Source organism: Hanstruepera flava (assembly GCF_023634025.1).
GTDB lineage: Bacteria > Bacteroidota > Bacteroidia > Flavobacteriales > Flavobacteriaceae > Hanstruepera > Hanstruepera flava.
The window spans coordinates 657501-673408 of sequence record NZ_JALJCW010000001.1; the positions used below are offsets into that span (position 1 = coordinate 657501).

Genomic DNA, 15908 nt, shown 5'->3' on the forward strand with positions numbered 1-15908 from the left:
TTAACTTCTTAAGGCGTTTATCTCTTAAGCGGGTGCAAATATAAATACTCTTTTTTTTACCCGCAACGTTTTTTGAAAAAAAATTAAATTATTTTTTTAACCCTTCGCAAAAACCCATCAAAAACCCCTGAACTTATCCCGAAAACAACATCAATATGCCGCTAACGAGGGCGCAAAGATAACACCCTTTTTTTATTCCCAACAAACTTTTTTACCCCTTTTTTTAAAAAAATTTACCAACACCTTATTTACAGTAGGTTACATAAGAAGGATTATAAAAAGAAATTCCAAACGACTCCAAATCGAACTATAAAATCACGATAGGGGTAGTTAGGTGCAGAGTAATAATCATTACTAAACCAACCTGCATTGAAGTGTTCTGCTTTTAAAAAAATTCTAATTTGACGCACTTTAGCATTCACAAAAAAATCAAACCTAGAAAAACCTCCATATTCTCGATCTGTCTGAACATAAAACTCTGCTAAAAGCGGGTCGTAAGCATTCATATAATAATTAGTGAAATAACTAAACGTCAAGCCCGTTTGGATAAATAACGCTTTATCAAAAAAATGATTTGAGTATATTAAAGAGTTTCGGGTTGTAAATTCAGGAAGGTTAAAAACCATAGCATCGTCTTGAACATTTTGATACATCAAATTATTATACAAAGTAAACTTCCTTAAAAAATTAAATCCTTTTTCCCACTTTACTTTTAGGTAGCTAATGCTTTTATCTGTTTGATAAGGTTTAACTAAATTATCCGTTTCATCTTTAGCGAAGTAAGCAAAATCGCTTATTGTTGAAAAACTTGTAGATAGGTTACCGAATAACCTAGAGTTTAATTGAAACTCCAATTGCTGAGTTTCAATATTATTAAAGTTGGTTTGCCAATTATAATTCTTGTATACGCTTTGATACAATAAATAATTATAATTTGGAGCTCGTGAATTATGTTTAATGACTGCTGAAGCCTCAAAATCTTCATTGAAGACATAGGAAGCTTGGCCTAGAAAATAATTTCCATCAAAATCTCCCGCTACATTTAATCTGGCTTCTGCGTTAAGCTGAAAACCACTTATAGTTTTGTTATACTTACCTCCTATTGAAACAACATCTCCCTTTAGCCGGTTTGTTAGGTATTGATTATTAATAAAGACCACTTTATCATAACCATAATTGTAATTATTATGGCCTACATTAAATTGCAAGGCTCCCAATATATTATTGGCATAATTCAAATCAACTTGATTATAAAAATTTTCAAGTGTTACACGATCTCTTAAGTTTTGACTTTGAAATGCATCACCAAAATATTCATTTTCCCTACTTTGGTTAAACTCATAGTATTTATCTTCAAAGGAAATTGTATGCGCAACGTTTAGCTTATTTTTTGCCAATGAATCTGCTGGCTTTATTATTTCATATAAATGATTTAAGTGAAAGCGTTTCCCTTTTAAAATATTATCAGCATCCTCAAAATTAACAGCTAAAACGGCTCTATCCTTAAATTCGGGATTACCAGATTCGAAAAAAGGGATATTACTATCTGTTACGCCTCCATTTTCTTCATTAAACAAATCCTGCATTACAATATGCGCATTGGCTATATACCTTCTATTCTTTGTTTGATAACTAGTTGTAAACCTAAAATTACCTGAACTGGTTAAGTTATGCTGGTACTTTCCTAAAGACCTAACACCTTTATATCCAATTGAAAAATTAAATTGCTTTGAAATATTGGTTGTAAAAAAAGCATCAAGTTGCTGACCTTGTTCAAAAGCTGTTTTGTAATACAATTCAGTAAACGGAGTCGGCACATGATAATAATTGATATCTTCAATTTCCATGTAATTAAAATGCCTGCCTCTTGCTCCAAATAGTGGTAATATGGCATCGTTGGTATACTTATAACTTAATGAATTATATGTATGCCCTACATTTGTAAATGGCAAGAGTTCAAAATAATCGCGACGTAAATAATTAAACTTGTATTCTTTTTTAATGGTTAATGTTGTATCTACTATAGTGGTATCGTTTTTAGATGATACAATTAAGTACATGTCAATTTTCGCATCGAAGTTTTTAATATTCTTATTACTAGTACTTTGTGTTGACCCTCTAGTGGTATCGTTTAGCCGAATGTTTTGATCATCTGTAGTTTCCTTTTGAATATAACTAGGACGATTAGTAGGTGTCTGACCATACAGGGTTGAAAAAAAACAAAATAAAAAACCTAATAATATTATTTTCCGCATAATAATTTTTTCGACCTTGCAAATGTATATACAATTTACAATAACGCCATTATATTAAGAATTATTTAAATGCTAAAATTAAATTATTCAGGTTTTGAATATGAATGTGGCACAGACGAGGCCGGAAGGGGTTGTTTAGCCGGTCCTGTCACAGCTGCTGCAGTAATTTTACCTTACGATTTTAATAATGATATTCTAAATGACTCTAAACAACTATCTGAAATTAAACGTAATAATCTAAAACCTGTTATTGAACAAGAAGCCGTAACTTTTGCATTCAGCCATATTTATCCAATAGAAATTGACAAAATAAACATCTTGAACGCTTCTATTTTGGCTATGCATCAATCAATTGAACAATTGAATCCAAATCCGGAATATATTATTGTAGATGGCAATAAGTTTAAACCTGTAAATGGCATTCCATTCAGCACTATTGTAAAAGGCGATAGTAAATATTTAAGTATTGCTGCAGCATCAGTTTTAGCTAAAACGTATCGTGATGCTTATATGGAAGAAATTCATGAGGAATTCCCAATGTACAACTGGAAACAAAACAAAGGTTACCCTACAAAAGAACATCGTGAAGCTATAAAACAATACGGTATTACAAAATACCATAGAAAATCGTTTCGTTTATTACCCGAACAATTGCAATTGGATTTATGAATTAGAACTGCAATCATTTTAAAGGCATATATTATTTATATAGATTTGTACAAATTCCCTCGTTAATGAAAAAGGTTTGTTTTTACGCTATTTTAATCGCGCTATTTTTTGGCTGCGATTCTTCTACTAAAAAAACTAAAATTACTGATTACCTCAACGATGACGCTTCGGCAATCATCAAGGTCCAAAATGTTGGTAGTTTAAATAGTAATATTAACAACAATCCGTTTTTGCAACAATTGGAATCCTCAAGTTCCTATCAAAACTTGTCAAAAAAACTAGATTTAATTCAGTACCTTCAAACCGAAGACGATATTTATATTTCACTTTTTAAGGACAAGCAGGACAGTTTACAGTTCACCGTTATTACCAAACTAAAAGTCAATTTATTTAATATTGATTCGTTACCAAACCATAGTATAGAAACCATAAACTATCAATCTCAAACCATTACCAAAAGTACAGTAGACAACCATACTCTATTTAGCATAATAAAGGACAGTATTTTTGTTGGTGCCACTAACCAAGAATTACTAAATAATGCTTTAAAATCACCCAGAATACATCCACAGTTGGAATCTTTGGTTAACTCATCAAGTAATGACAATCAATTATCTGTTTTAATTAATAAGAAAAGAGACAATGACATCCAATCGTTGTTTATAAATTCAAACATTACTGCAAAAAGCTTAACAGACTACTTGTTTTTTGATGTGGATATTAATCAAAATGAAATTCTTATCAATGGAGTCACACGATCTTCAGATTCTACAAAAAAATTAATTGATGCCTTCAAAAATACTATTCCGCAAGAAAATAGACTATCACAAATAACACCAGCAAACAGCGATGGTTTTTTAAGCCTTACATTCAATGATTTTAATGTGTTTCATAACAACTTAAGAGCTATTCAGCAATTAGACTCTATAACTTCTCACCCTTTATTGTTTGACAACATTATTGAAGCTGGTGTAATATATACTGATAGCGTACAAGCCATAGTCTTGAATTCATTAGATATTTACATTACAAAGGATGCCTTATTGAATGACCAAGATATTTTGGACACCTATCGAGGCATAGATATTTTGAGCTTTAGCAACCCTGAACTTTTTGAACAGGCTTTTAATCCATTCATAAATTATACAAAAGCAGATAAATATTGTATAATAGATAATTTTATTGTATTCTCGGATAATATGGATTTGCTTCAAAACATTATATCGAGTTACAAAAACCAAACAACCTATAGTTCGAGAAATCACTACAGTTTATTGCAAGAAAAGTTTAGCGACGAAGCCTCTATTTTAAGTGTTGTTAATTCCAATATACTGGAAACACTTTTAAACAGAAATCTTGGAGACAGTTTGAATTTCAAATTAGGCAACTATCAAACTTCTGGCGTTCAATTTATCTACGATTCACACTTTGCACATGTTAATGCCGCAATTCAAAAAGCCAAGACTCGTGTTTATGAAAATTCTATATCAGAATCCAGGGCCATTAAATTAGATGCCGATGTATTAAACACGCCTCAATTGGTCACCAATCATGTTACCAATGAAAAGGACATTGTTGTTCAGGATATTAACAACAACCTATATCTTATTTCAAATAGTGGAAAAATTCTATGGAAAAAACAACTTCAAGGTCCTGTTTTAGGTCACATTGAACAAATAGATATGTATAAAAACGGACGTTTGCAATTAGCTTTTGCAACAAAAAACCGTGTTTATGTGTTGGACAGAAACGGCAAGGACGTGTCACCTTTCCCTATAAAATTTAATGATGCCATTACACAACCCCTTTCGGTTTTTGATTATGACAATAATAGAAACTATCGTTTATTGGTCACTCAAGGTAAAGGCGTGTTAATGCTAGATGCCAAAGGTAAAAGTGTTAGGGGTTTTAACTTTAAAAAAGCAACAGAAGCTATTATTCACCAACCACAGCATATAAGAATTGGTCGTAAAGATTATTTACTATTTAAAACAGCTAATAAACTCTACATTCTAGATAGAACTGGAAAAACACGTGTAACTCCTAAAAACAACTTCAATTATTCATCTGAAGCCATGTACTTTTACAATGGCAATTTTGCCACTACAACAACAGATGGCAAATTGGTAACTATAGACACCAATGGCAATACAGCTTCACAAGATTTAGGTATAACCAATTCGCATAATCTTGTTACAACCAGTAAAACACTAGTAGCTCTTTCTGAAAATAAACTGCGAATCAAACAAAATACCTACGAGTTGGATTATGGTAATTACAGTGAACCTGAAATATTTTATATCAACGATAAAATTTATGTCACGGTTACTGATATTCAAACCCAAAAAGTATATCTCTTTGATAGTAATGCCAAGCTATTGTCTAACTTTCCAGTATATGGAACATCGCAAATAGATATGGAAAATATAGACAAAGACCGTAATTTGGAATTTGTGACTAAAGGCGAAAGCGATACCATTCTTATCTATCAAATTAATTAAACACACTAAAAAAATAAGTCCATTTGGACTCAATCAAATGATAAAACGTACCCAAGCCTCTATCTCTAAATTTATTATCCATAAAGTTGGTAATAAATTCAATAACACCAAAAATGCGTTTTCAGAAAAGGAAGTCCATTTTGATGAAGCCAGCTATGAGCTTATGCTTCCTTTCCTTTTAAGACTATTTAGCTCTGTGGTTCAGAGTTATCGTTTTAATCATCATGCTGATATTTCGTTAAATGAAATCAACACTTACAGCGCGCAAATTTTTAATGATGAAGATGATTTTATTGAAACCTCAAAACACATTGTCAAGCATTTATTCGAGCAATCTAATTCAGCACAAATAAAAACAGGCGATGTTTTGGTGGTTCTTTTTGAAGGCATTGAATACAACGAAATTACTACCAATGCTTTGGGTATTTTCAAAATAGAAAACAAGGTTAATTTTTTTCAAACCTACCTAGAAAACAATAGCTACGATGTGCTAGTCCAAAAAGGTATAAGCTCTAAAAAAGTAGACAAAGGTTGTTTAATTCTAAACCAGAGCGATACCGAAGGTCGTATTGTATTGAGTGCTGATAACAATAACTATGATGCCCAATATTGGACTAATCATTTTCTGAATATTAAATATGCTGATGACGCTAATAGCCACACCCAGCAATATTTAGAACTATGCAAAGATTTTTCTGAAGATATCTTGAAGATTTCCTACGGCAACCAAGAGCAAAATACGTTTTTGGCAAAAACCATCGACTTTTTTAAAGAGCATGAAATTGTAAAGGTAGAGGAATTTAAAGCGGATATTTTTGAAGAGGATAAGCATAAAACTCTTTTTGACGACTATAAAAAAACCTTTGAAGGCGAAAAGGATATTGTTATTCGCAACCAATTTGATGTATCTGACCTAGTGGTGAATAAGGAAAAGAAAAAAATAAAAACCGAAATTAAACTGGATACCAACATTCAAATTAAGCTAGATATTGATGCACCTGAAGCTTCAAGCGAATATCTAGAGCGTGGCTACGACGACGAAAAGAAAATGCACTACTACAAAGTATTTTTTAATGCCGAAGGTTGATTTTTTGTCTTTCTAATAAAATTATCAGACCTTATGAGTGTTTAACTATTTTATCTAAAATCATGCGAAAAATTATTCTACTCATTGCAATATTAGTTTCGTCTCAAACTATTTCTGCAAATACACCTTTATTGCCAACTTTTGAAATCAATTCAGATTCCACACGAACAGCGGAACTAGATAAATACTGGAAGACATTATCTAAAACTGTTTCAGATGGTGACTTTGAAGGCTATGGTGCAGCTTACCACCCAGATGCTGTAGTTATTTTCGCAACGGGATCAAACAAAACATCAGTACCACTAGCAAAAGCATTGGCAGGTTGGAAACAAGGTTTTGACGATACCAAAGCTGGCAAAAACAAAGCAGGTGTTACCTTTCGTTTATCACAACGTATAGGCGATGACACCACAGCTCATGAAACAGGTGTTTTTTACTACTGGACCTCTAATGTAGATGGCAGCAACAAACAAGGAATAATGGTTCACTTTGAAATGTTATTGGTAAAAAAAGATGGCAAATGGTTAGGCGTTATGGAATATCAAAAAGAAGCTGCTACTATAGAAGAATGGGAGGCTTTGGATAAATAAAAAACAATTGAATTGCTTATCTGACTTGAAATACGTTAAAAATATAATTGTATGTTTCCTTTTATTTTCTTGCTCTAATTTGGGTGAGAAAAAAAATAAAATTGAATTATATTCCAATAACTATATTTCATCCAAATCCAAAAATAATATTGGAGTGATTAATTTGGACACCGTCGAAAATTTTTCAGAGTTGAGTAAGGCAATGGGTAAACTATCCTGTGATAAAAGAATTTCTGGATTGAGATTTGAATTAAATGATTCAATATATAATCTAATTGGTTATTCTGATTGTCCTAATCATGGAGAAATTGGATGTTTTTTCACGCCAAATATATTGAAAATAAGAAATGATTCCCTAATATTAGGATATGGTAAAGAAAAATCCTCTAAACCAATTAGTTATCTAAAGCAAGAGTTAAATAACATTATAGATAACCCTAATAATTATCAAGTTAATAAAAACAAATTGAAACCTGCTGTAATATATTTATATGTTGACGATAAATATCCTATTTCAACAACAAAAGAAGTTTTAAAAGAAATAACTAAAGAATTTTTGTTTATTAACAATTCTAAACATTCTGAATATTTCAAATATACTGTTTTGTTTACAGGTTATGATATTACAAAAATTCCACCTCCTCCACTTCCTCCATCTGCAAATGAATAGATTATTATTCAAAATTTGATGAGAACGACTTATTAACTTAATTTTTGACACTTAAAACCATGCAATCAAAACAACTAGCCAACCGTTTTAGGGAAGTCCTACTTAATGGTACTTGGATAGCCAATACCAATTACAAAAAGGCACTTTCTGGCACAACTGTAAAACAAGCCACTACAAAAGTTGGTTCTCTAAATACGCTTTTAGCATTAGCCTTTCATATTAATTATTATATTGAAGGCATACTTCCCGTATTTACTGGAGGCTCTCTAACCATTAAAGATAAATACAGTTTTGACCATCCAGAAATAACCATACAAAAAGAATGGGATAATTTACTAAACAACATGTGGAAAAATGCAGAACGCTTTGCCAATCATGTTGAACAATTATCAGATTCTGAATTAGAATCACCATTTGTTGATGAAAAATATGGAACCTACCGAAGAAATATTGACGGCGTTATTGAACATAGCTATTACCATTTAGGACAAGTGTCCATAATTAAGAAAATGATTTTGGAATTAGAACTGGAATCTAACTAGTTATTAGTAACATCAAAAGCATCATCAGGTTTAGAACTGTCATTCTTATCAAAAGAAATTGTTTTAATGGGTTCTTTTGTTGACATTTCTATTGGCGGTTTTTTAAACGTACTGGGATGCTCAAAAGCACTTATTTTAGATTCTTGGGTGTTGCGATTTTTTGTGATGCTTCTTACTATCACAATAAGTACAACAATTGCCAATAAAATGAAAATAAATTTCATGTTGACCAAAATTCTATTCTACAATAAACTTCTTTGCCTTTAACAGGTTGTCCTTTTTAATCACTAATATGTATTGACCAGCAGCAAGACTTTGCACATTAATTTTAGTCCTATTATTTGACAACTTATTTTGAGATTGTAAAATCTGCCTACCTTGCATATCATAAACTTTTAATTCAATCGCTGAATCAGAAAAAGTAATCTCTGCAGGAAATTGCACATTCAATACATGGGTTGCAGGATTTGGATATACTGTAAACAACTTTGTGTTTATACTAATGTCTTCGACACTTAACTGTTGAGCATCTAGATAGTCAGGAATACCATTTCCATTAACATCGTCATCAGTAGGATCACCATTATCATTGTAATCTTCATCTAAAGTAATAACACCATCACCATCATCATCCATGTCCAAATGGTTTGGAATACCATCATTATCTGTATCTAAAAATGTAGGTGGATTAACCGTATTATTGGAAGTTCTACCACCAAAAACAATTTCATATTCTGAAATGACTGTATCTCCATCATCGTCATCATCTTGATAGTTTGGAATGCCATCACCATCCGTATCATCATCGCCCAAATCACCATTTCCGTTAGCATCTTCCATGTCATTTGGAATACCATCATTCTCATCGTCATTGTCACAGTTGGTAAAGCTCACCGTTAAATCAAATTGCACATTATCAGTACTTGGGTTCATAACTATCGTAAAATTATTATTCCCAGAACTTATGGTAACATCACCTGAAACCGATGCATTGGATGCATCTAAAATATCAACGGTATTTTCTGAAGCATCTAAATTAAACAACCCAAGAACCCTTGTTTTATAATCATCAATATTGAACAACTCACTATTGTCATTATCTACATCACAAATGACTACATTGAAATTACTAGTTGGCTTAAAACGCCAGCCTTCATTATTAGCTTCCCATTGACCCACATTTCTATTTGGCGGTGTAAGACCTTGTGTTCCTGAATGGTTTTGAATGCCTAAAATTGCATTACCGTTATTCCATGAGGGACAAAGTGGCTTACTTTTGATCATCACATCAATTATACCTGTGGTCTCATGCAAAACTACTTGTGATGTCGAAATCAAAGGACTACACGCATATTGAATTATATCTTCATAAAAGATATAAAACCGTCTATTAGGACTTTCTCCAGAAACGCCATAATAAATAGCACCTTCTGATGTTGAGTCAGCATTGTTTAAATCATGATAAGGCCCGAATATAGCTGGGCTAGGTAAGCTTTCTGATGGTATCGCGGTATTGATATTCCAAGGATCAAAAGAATTCGCTAATGAAGTATCAAACACAATATCCGCATTGGTTCCAACTACCAATTCCAATTGATTTGGTAATCCATAAAAATCAAATGGGAATGGTAAACTAATAACACCAGAATAAATATCATCTTGATTAAACTGTATTATGTTCTGTTCTTGAAACTCTTGATATGGGATAGACTCAACCGTATATTGATAAGTGTTTTGGGAATAAAAATTGATTGAAAGTAATAATAGAATAATTGAGATATAGCGATTTTTCATAAGTGTAATAGGTTAGCTCAGTATCTCAAAGATACAATAATGGCCAAAAGGCTGCGTGAAAAATTAAACTTTTTCTTCTTGATGTTGTAATTCAGCCTCAAACAAATGGGCAAAATGCAGAACGCTTTGCCAATTATGTTGAACAATTATCAGACACAGAACTAGACTTACCATTTGTTGATAAAAAATATGGAACCTACCGAAGAAATATTGAAGGCGTTATTGAACACAGCTACTATCATTTAGGACAAGTATCCATAATCAAGAAAATGATTTTGGAGTTAGAAAACTAATAATGGGCTTCTTTGAGCATACAATAGGTTATTTAATATTAAATTTCATTGGCGGAACTTTACGATGGATTTATGGTTCCATTTGGAGAACAATTTTAAAAAAACCGAAATTTACTTATAGTGAATACCTATATGGCCCAAAAAAATCTTCAAATTATTATGACAAAATAGGTCATAATCAGAATAACGTATTTATAGCTTTAGCCTTTATATTTATTTTAGTTTTTGCACTTTCATGATGCAGCTAATGTTTAGTAACATCAAAAACATCATCAGGTTTAGAACTGTCATTCTTCTCAAAAGAAATTGTTTTAATGGGTTCTTTTGTTGACATTTCTATTGGCGGTCTTTTAAACGTACTAGGATGCTCAAAAGCACTTATTTTAGATTCTTGGGTGTTGCGATTTTTTGTGATGCTTCTTACTATCACAATAAGTACAACAATTGCCAATAAAATGAAAATAAATTTCATGTTGACCAAAATTCTATTCTACAATAAACTTCTTTGCCTTTAACAGGTTGTCCTTTTTAATCACTAATATGTATTGACCAGCAGCAAGACTTTGCACATTAATTTTAGTCCTATTATTTGACAACTTATTTTGAGATTGTAAAATCTGCCTACCTTGCATATCATAAACTTTTAATTCAATCGCTGAATCAGAAAAAGTAATCTCTGCAGGAAATTGCACATTCAATACATGGGTTGCAGGATTTGGATATACTGTAAACAACTTTGTGTTTATACTAATGTCTTCGACACTTAACTGTTGAGCATCTAGATAGTCAGGAATACCATTTCCATTAACATCGTCATCAGTAGGATCACCATTATCATTGTAATCTTCATCTAAAGTAATAACACCATCACCATCATCATCCATGTCCAAATGGTTTGGAATACCATCATTATCTGTATCTAAAAATGTAGGTGGATTAACCGTATTATTGGAAGTTCTACCACCAAAAACAATTTCATATTCTGAAATGACTGTATCTCCATCATCGTCATCATCTTGATAGTTTGGAATGCCATCACCATCCGTATCATCATCGCCCAAATCACCATTTCCGTTAGCATCTTCCATGTCATTTGGAATACCATCATTCTCATCGTCATTGTCACAGTTGGTAAAGCTCACCGTTAAATCAAATTGCACATTATCAGTACTTGGGTTCATAACTATCGTAAAATTATTATTCCCAGAACTTATGGTAACATCACCTGAAACCGATGCATTGGATGCATCTAAAATATCAACGGTATTTTCTGAAGCATCTAAATTAAACAACCCAAGAACTCTTGTTTTATAATCATCGATATTGAACAATTCACTATTGTCATTATTTACATCACAGATAACCACATTAAAGTTGTTGGTTGGTATAAAACGCCAACCTTCTTCATTAGCATCCCAGGCAATATTATTTCTTCCAGGAGCTGCAATTCCTCTAGTTCCGTTATTATCTTGTATTCCAACAATTGCTCGTCCTTCCCACCAAGTATCACAAACTGGTTTTTCTTTGATATATACATCAATTATGTTTGTAGTTTCATGCAAGACTAATTGAAAGGTCGAATATAAATCGTTACATGAATAATGTGGAAAATCTTCAAAAAAAACATAAAAGCGCCTATGAGGTGACTCACCTGAAACACCATAATAAGCACCTCCAGGTGGATCTCCTAACCCTCCTTGTCCTATATCATGAAACGCAGCAAAAATTGTAGCTTTTCTATTTTGAAATGTAGTTGGTATAGAATTGTCAAGCCCTATATTCCAGAAATCAAACGTATTTGCTAATGATAAATCAAACACTATGTCAGCATTTGCACCAATAACAATCTGAGTTTGATTTAAAAGTTGATAAAAATCAAACTCAAAGGGCATATTAATAATACCCGAATAAACATCATCTTGGAGTTGAACCACATTTTGCTCCTGATATTCTTGAAATGGAATAGGTTGAACAGTATATTCATAAGAATTTTGAGAGTAAAAATTTAGTGATAATGATATTAAAAATAAGGTAATGTATAGATTTTTCATAAGTGCAATTCATCAGCTTTATATCTTAAAGATGCAATAATGGCCAAAAGGCTGCGTGAAAAATTAAACTTTTTCTTCTTGACGTTGTAATTCAGCCTCAAACAAATGGGCAAAATGCTTTAAGAGCTTTTCTTTTACTTCAGCTTCGTCAACTGTTTGTTTACCTAGTTCTACGTTTAATGAGGTAACCGCTTTACCTCGAATACCACAAGGAATCATATTATCAAAATAGCCTAAATCAGCATTGACGTTCAAAGCAAAGCCATGCATAGTGACCCAACGACTGGCACGAACACCCATGGCGCAAATCTTTCTGGCAAAAGGCGTTCCTACATCCAACCAAACACCTGTTTCGCCTTGGCTACGCTCTGCTTTAAGACCATATTCGGCTAATGTGAGGATAATCATTTCCTCCAAAAAGCGTAAATACTTATGAATATCTGTAAAAAAGTTATCCAAGTCCAAAATAGGATAGCCTACAATTTGTCCAGGACCATGATACGTAATGTCGCCTCCTCGATTCACTTTGTAAAACGTAGCGCCTTTTTCAGCCAGTTGCTTTTCATCTACCAACAGGTTAGACATATCACCACTTTTTCCTAACGTATAAACATGTGGATGCTCAACAAACAAAAAATAGTTAGGTGTTTGTAAATTGGCTTCTTCACGTCGGTTTTTAATCTTGGTATCAACAATGTTTTTAAATAAGGTCTCTTGATAATCCCAAGTTTCTTTGTAATCTTTTAAGCCTAATTCCTGAATGGAAACTGTTTTATTCATAGACTACAAAATTACAACTATTTTAGCGATTAGGATTTCGGATTATTCAAAATTACCAAAGCAGCTATCACGCCAGGAACCCAGCCACAAAGCCACAATAAAAAAACGATTAATATGGAGCCACAACCTCTGTCTAGAACAGCCAGTGGCGGACAAATAATTGAAAGTAAAACTCTCCAAAAACTCATGTGATTGATTTTAATTGATGATTGTACTTAATAAGTCACAAAAAGTACAATTTTGTTACACGTTAATTTCAATATAATAAATTGAAAACCTAATGAATAGTGATTATCTTTGTGCCTTCAAAAAAAACACCATATAATTTATGTCGCAATTATCTGAACAAGAATTAGTACGTAGAGACAAGCTTACCAAATTACGTGAGTTAGGTATTAACCCTTATCCGGCAGATTTGTTTCCTGTGGAAGAGACTTCCAAACAGGTGAAACAGAATTTTAAAGAAGGTAAAAAGGTTGTTATTGCTGGTCGATTAATGTCGCGTCGTATTCAAGGAAATGCTAGTTTTGCTGAACTACAAGATAGCGCAGGACGCATTCAGGTGTATTTTAATCGTGATGAAATTTGTATTGGTGAAGACAAAACAAAATACAATACCATTTACAAAAAATTGCTGGATATTGGTGATTTTATAGGTGTGGAAGGCGAGTTATTTACCACCAAAGTTGGTGAAAAAACCGTTATGGTAAAAGACTTTACCATTTTAAGTAAAGCCTTAAAACCTTTACCTCAACCTCGTGTTGATGCCGATGGCAAAGTACATGATGCATTTACAGATCCAGAGCAGCGTTATAGACAGCGTTATGCCGATTTAGTTGTCAATCCGCATGTTAAAGATGTATTCATGAAACGCACCAAGCTTTTTAATGCCATGCGTGATTTCTTTAATAAAGCTGGTTATTTTGAAGTTGAAACGCCAATACTACAACCTATTCCAGGTGGTGCAGCTGCAAGACCATTTGTAACGCATCACAATACTTTAGATATTCCATTATATATGCGAATAGCTAATGAGTTGTATTTAAAACGATTAATTGTTGGTGGTTTCGATGGGGTATATGAGTTCTCAAAAAACTTCCGTAATGAAGGTATGGACAGAACCCACAATCCAGAGTTTACAGCTATGGAAATTTATGTAGCTTATAAAGACTACAACTGGATGATGGATTTCTGTGAGCAACTCCTTGAATTTTGTGCAGTTGCTGTTAACGGAACAACCAAAGCTACTTTTGGCAAGCATGAAATTGATTTCAAAGCGCCTTATGCACGAGTGACCATGGCAGATTCCATAAAACATTTTACCGGTTTTGATATTACTGGTAAAACAGAAGCCGAAATACGTCAAGCTGCCAAAGATATGGGTATCGAAGTTGATGATACTATGGGCAAGGGCAAATTGATTGATGAAATTTTTGGTAAAAAGTGTGAGGGTAATTACATACAACCTACATTTATTACAGACTATCCAAAAGAGATGAGTCCATTATGTAAAGAACACCGTGACAATCCAGAATTGACCGAGCGTTTTGAACTCATGGTTTGCGGTAAGGAAATTGCCAATGCCTATTCTGAACTAAATGACCCAATTGATCAACGTGAGCGTTTTGAGCATCAATTAAAACTAGCCGCAAAAGGCGATGATGAAGCGACCGAGTTTATAGATTACGACTTTTTACGTGCTTTAGAATACGGTATGCCTCCAACATCTGGTATGGGAATTGGCATGGATAGATTAATCATGTTTTTAACCAATAATCAATCGATACAAGAAGTCTTATTCTTCCCACAAATGAAACCAGAGAAAAAACCATTGGCTATAAGTGATGACGCTAAAGCCGTTTTGGAGATTTTAAATAAATCTGAAAAGATGGATTTAAATGACCTAAAGGGACAATCTGGTTTAAGTAATAAAAAATGGGATAAAGCCATTAAAGACTTGACAAAAAACAAAGTTGCCAAGGTAGAAAAAACAGATGATGGTTTAATGGTTGAAGCTTTATAAGATAATATTTAACGTAATTATAAGTCGAGGAACTACAGAAATGTAGTTCCTTTTTTTTATTTTTAAAGAAATGGAATTGTTTTTGCAACGACTATTAAAATAAACAGCTTTATTATGAAAACATTTAAAAGTCTATTACTTTTCGTATTTATTACTGCAGTTACTTCATTTGTAAATGCTCAAACTATAAATGCGGATAAATCGGAAGTTAAATTTAAAATTAATGGCGGTGGAATTTTTACTGTAAAAGGAACCTTTACAGGCATGCAAGGTGATTTTAACTTTAATACTTCTGATGTTTCAGGTTCCAGTTTTGATATCTGTATTGATGCTACAACTATTAACACCAAAAACAACAAACGCGATGAAGACTTGCGTTCAGCCGATTTTTTTGATGTAGAAAAGTATGAGACTATCTGCTACAAATCTAACACGGTTACCAAAACCAATGATGGTTATCAAACCACAGGTGAGATGACCATACATGGCGTTACTAAAACTGTGACAATACCATTTACTTTTAAAAACAATACATTTGAAGGTGAACTGGAGATTAATCGTTTAGATTATAATATTGGTGAAGATTATGGTACATTCCGAGTTGGTGAGACTGCTGAAGTTACCATAATTTGCAAAGTCGAGTAATTTAAAAC

At 32.8% G+C, this 15908-nt stretch carries 15 protein-coding genes; 8 read left to right on the plus strand and 7 right to left on the minus strand.

Annotated elements, in window-relative coordinates; genetic code table 11:
• Positions 1–272: 272 nt before the first annotated feature.
• Positions 273–2255 carry a putative porin gene (locus MTX13_RS03065; RefSeq protein ID WP_250432940.1) on the minus strand — a complete coding sequence of 661 codons (1983 nt, stop codon included), beginning with the start codon at positions 2253–2255 and terminating at the stop codon, positions 273–275.
• A 69-nt stretch (positions 2256–2324) separates the two neighbouring features.
• On the opposite strand from MTX13_RS03065, the gene MTX13_RS03070 reads away from it, so the two are divergent.
• The 6 genes from MTX13_RS03070 (at position 2325) to MTX13_RS03095 (ending at position 8314) form a co-directional block, all read left to right on the plus strand.
• Complete coding sequence (locus MTX13_RS03070) at positions 2325–2924, plus strand: ribonuclease HII (RefSeq protein ID WP_250432941.1); 600 nt, start codon at positions 2325–2327, stop codon at positions 2922–2924.
• A gap of 65 nt (positions 2925–2989) precedes the next feature.
• Positions 2990–5425 carry a ribonuclease HII gene (locus tag MTX13_RS03075; protein ID WP_250432942.1) on the plus strand — a complete coding sequence of 812 codons (2436 nt, stop codon included), beginning with the start codon at positions 2990–2992 and terminating at the stop codon, positions 5423–5425.
• 37 nt (positions 5426–5462) lie between these two features.
• Complete coding sequence (locus MTX13_RS03080; RefSeq protein ID WP_250432943.1) at positions 5463–6512, plus strand: nucleoid-associated protein; 1050 nt, start codon at positions 5463–5465, stop codon at positions 6510–6512.
• Positions 6513–6574: 62 nt separating this feature from the next.
• On the plus strand, positions 6575–7102 hold the full coding sequence (locus tag MTX13_RS03085; RefSeq protein ID WP_250432944.1) for a nuclear transport factor 2 family protein: 528 nt from the start codon (positions 6575–6577) through the stop codon (positions 7100–7102).
• Positions 7103–7127: 25 nt separating this feature from the next.
• Positions 7128–7772 carry a hypothetical protein gene (locus MTX13_RS03090; protein ID WP_250432945.1) on the plus strand — a complete coding sequence of 215 codons (645 nt, stop codon included), beginning with the start codon at positions 7128–7130 and terminating at the stop codon, positions 7770–7772.
• Between the two features lie 59 nt (positions 7773–7831).
• Positions 7832–8314: a DinB family protein gene (locus MTX13_RS03095; RefSeq protein ID WP_250432946.1), complete on the plus strand. Its 483-nt coding sequence runs from the start codon at positions 7832–7834 to the stop codon at positions 8312–8314.
• Here MTX13_RS03095 and MTX13_RS03100 read toward each other — a convergent pair.
• The 6 genes from MTX13_RS03100 to MTX13_RS03125 all read right to left on the minus strand — a co-directional run bounded on the left by MTX13_RS03100 (position 8311) and on the right by MTX13_RS03125 (position 13420).
• Positions 8311–8538: a hypothetical protein gene (locus MTX13_RS03100; protein WP_250432947.1), complete on the minus strand. Its 228-nt coding sequence runs from the start codon at positions 8536–8538 to the stop codon at positions 8311–8313. The two genes, MTX13_RS03095 and MTX13_RS03100, sit on opposite strands and share 4 nt — an antisense overlap.
• 13 nt (positions 8539–8551) lie before the next feature.
• Positions 8552–10108: a T9SS type A sorting domain-containing protein gene (locus tag MTX13_RS03105; RefSeq protein WP_250432948.1), complete on the minus strand. Its 1557-nt coding sequence runs from the start codon at positions 10106–10108 to the stop codon at positions 8552–8554.
• Between the two features lie 537 nt (positions 10109–10645).
• Positions 10646–10873: a hypothetical protein gene (locus MTX13_RS03110; RefSeq protein ID WP_250432949.1), complete on the minus strand. Its 228-nt coding sequence runs from the start codon at positions 10871–10873 to the stop codon at positions 10646–10648.
• A 13-nt stretch (positions 10874–10886) separates the two neighbouring features.
• On the minus strand, positions 10887–12452 hold the full coding sequence (locus tag MTX13_RS03115) for a T9SS type A sorting domain-containing protein (protein WP_250432950.1): 1566 nt from the start codon (positions 12450–12452) through the stop codon (positions 10887–10889).
• A 63-nt stretch (positions 12453–12515) separates the two neighbouring features.
• Complete coding sequence (lipB, locus tag MTX13_RS03120) at positions 12516–13232, minus strand: lipoyl(octanoyl) transferase LipB (protein WP_250432951.1); 717 nt, start codon at positions 13230–13232, stop codon at positions 12516–12518.
• Positions 13233–13261: 29 nt separating this feature from the next.
• A complete protein-coding gene (locus tag MTX13_RS03125; RefSeq protein ID WP_104735715.1) occupies positions 13262–13420 on the minus strand; it encodes a YqaE/Pmp3 family membrane protein in 159 nt (52 codons plus the stop codon).
• Between the two features lie 140 nt (positions 13421–13560).
• Here MTX13_RS03125 and lysS point away from each other — a divergent pair, with 140 nt between their 5' ends.
• Both lysS and MTX13_RS03135 read left to right on the plus strand, forming a co-directional pair.
• On the plus strand, positions 13561–15255 hold the full coding sequence (gene lysS / locus MTX13_RS03130; RefSeq protein WP_250432952.1) for a lysine--tRNA ligase: 1695 nt from the start codon (positions 13561–13563) through the stop codon (positions 15253–15255).
• A gap of 114 nt (positions 15256–15369) precedes the next feature.
• The gene (locus MTX13_RS03135; RefSeq protein WP_250432953.1) at positions 15370–15900 is read left to right on the plus strand and encodes a YceI family protein; all 531 of its coding nucleotides are present in this window, start codon (positions 15370–15372) and stop codon (positions 15898–15900) included.
• Positions 15901–15908: the final 8 nt, after the last annotated feature.

What these genes read in the sequence shown, in the direction of transcription:
- MTX13_RS03065 (WP_250432940.1), bottom strand. Translation starts at nt 2,255, where the DNA reads ATGCGGAAAATAATATTATTAGGTTTTTTATTTTGTTTTTTTTCAACC.
- MTX13_RS03070 (WP_250432941.1), top strand. Translation starts at nt 2,325, where the DNA reads ATGCTAAAATTAAATTATTCAGGTTTTGAATATGAATGTGGCACAGAC.
- MTX13_RS03075 (WP_250432942.1), top strand. Translation starts at nt 2,990, where the DNA reads ATGAAAAAGGTTTGTTTTTACGCTATTTTAATCGCGCTATTTTTTGGC.
- MTX13_RS03080 (WP_250432943.1), top strand. Translation starts at nt 5,463, where the DNA reads ATGATAAAACGTACCCAAGCCTCTATCTCTAAATTTATTATCCATAAA.
- MTX13_RS03085 (WP_250432944.1), top strand. Translation starts at nt 6,575, where the DNA reads ATGCGAAAAATTATTCTACTCATTGCAATATTAGTTTCGTCTCAAACT.
- MTX13_RS03095 (WP_250432946.1), top strand. Translation starts at nt 7,832, where the DNA reads ATGCAATCAAAACAACTAGCCAACCGTTTTAGGGAAGTCCTACTTAAT.
- MTX13_RS03100 (WP_250432947.1), bottom strand. Translation starts at nt 8,538, where the DNA reads ATGAAATTTATTTTCATTTTATTGGCAATTGTTGTACTTATTGTGATA.
- MTX13_RS03105 (WP_250432948.1), bottom strand. Translation starts at nt 10,108, where the DNA reads ATGAAAAATCGCTATATCTCAATTATTCTATTATTACTTTCAATCAAT.
- MTX13_RS03110 (WP_250432949.1), bottom strand. Translation starts at nt 10,873, where the DNA reads ATGAAATTTATTTTCATTTTATTGGCAATTGTTGTACTTATTGTGATA.
- MTX13_RS03115 (WP_250432950.1), bottom strand. Translation starts at nt 12,452, where the DNA reads ATGAAAAATCTATACATTACCTTATTTTTAATATCATTATCACTAAAT.
- lipB (WP_250432951.1), bottom strand. Translation starts at nt 13,232, where the DNA reads ATGAATAAAACAGTTTCCATTCAGGAATTAGGCTTAAAAGATTACAAA.
- MTX13_RS03125 (WP_104735715.1), bottom strand. Translation starts at nt 13,420, where the DNA reads ATGAGTTTTTGGAGAGTTTTACTTTCAATTATTTGTCCGCCACTGGCT.
- lysS (WP_250432952.1), top strand. Translation starts at nt 13,561, where the DNA reads ATGTCGCAATTATCTGAACAAGAATTAGTACGTAGAGACAAGCTTACC.
- MTX13_RS03135 (WP_250432953.1), top strand. Translation starts at nt 15,370, where the DNA reads ATGAAAACATTTAAAAGTCTATTACTTTTCGTATTTATTACTGCAGTT.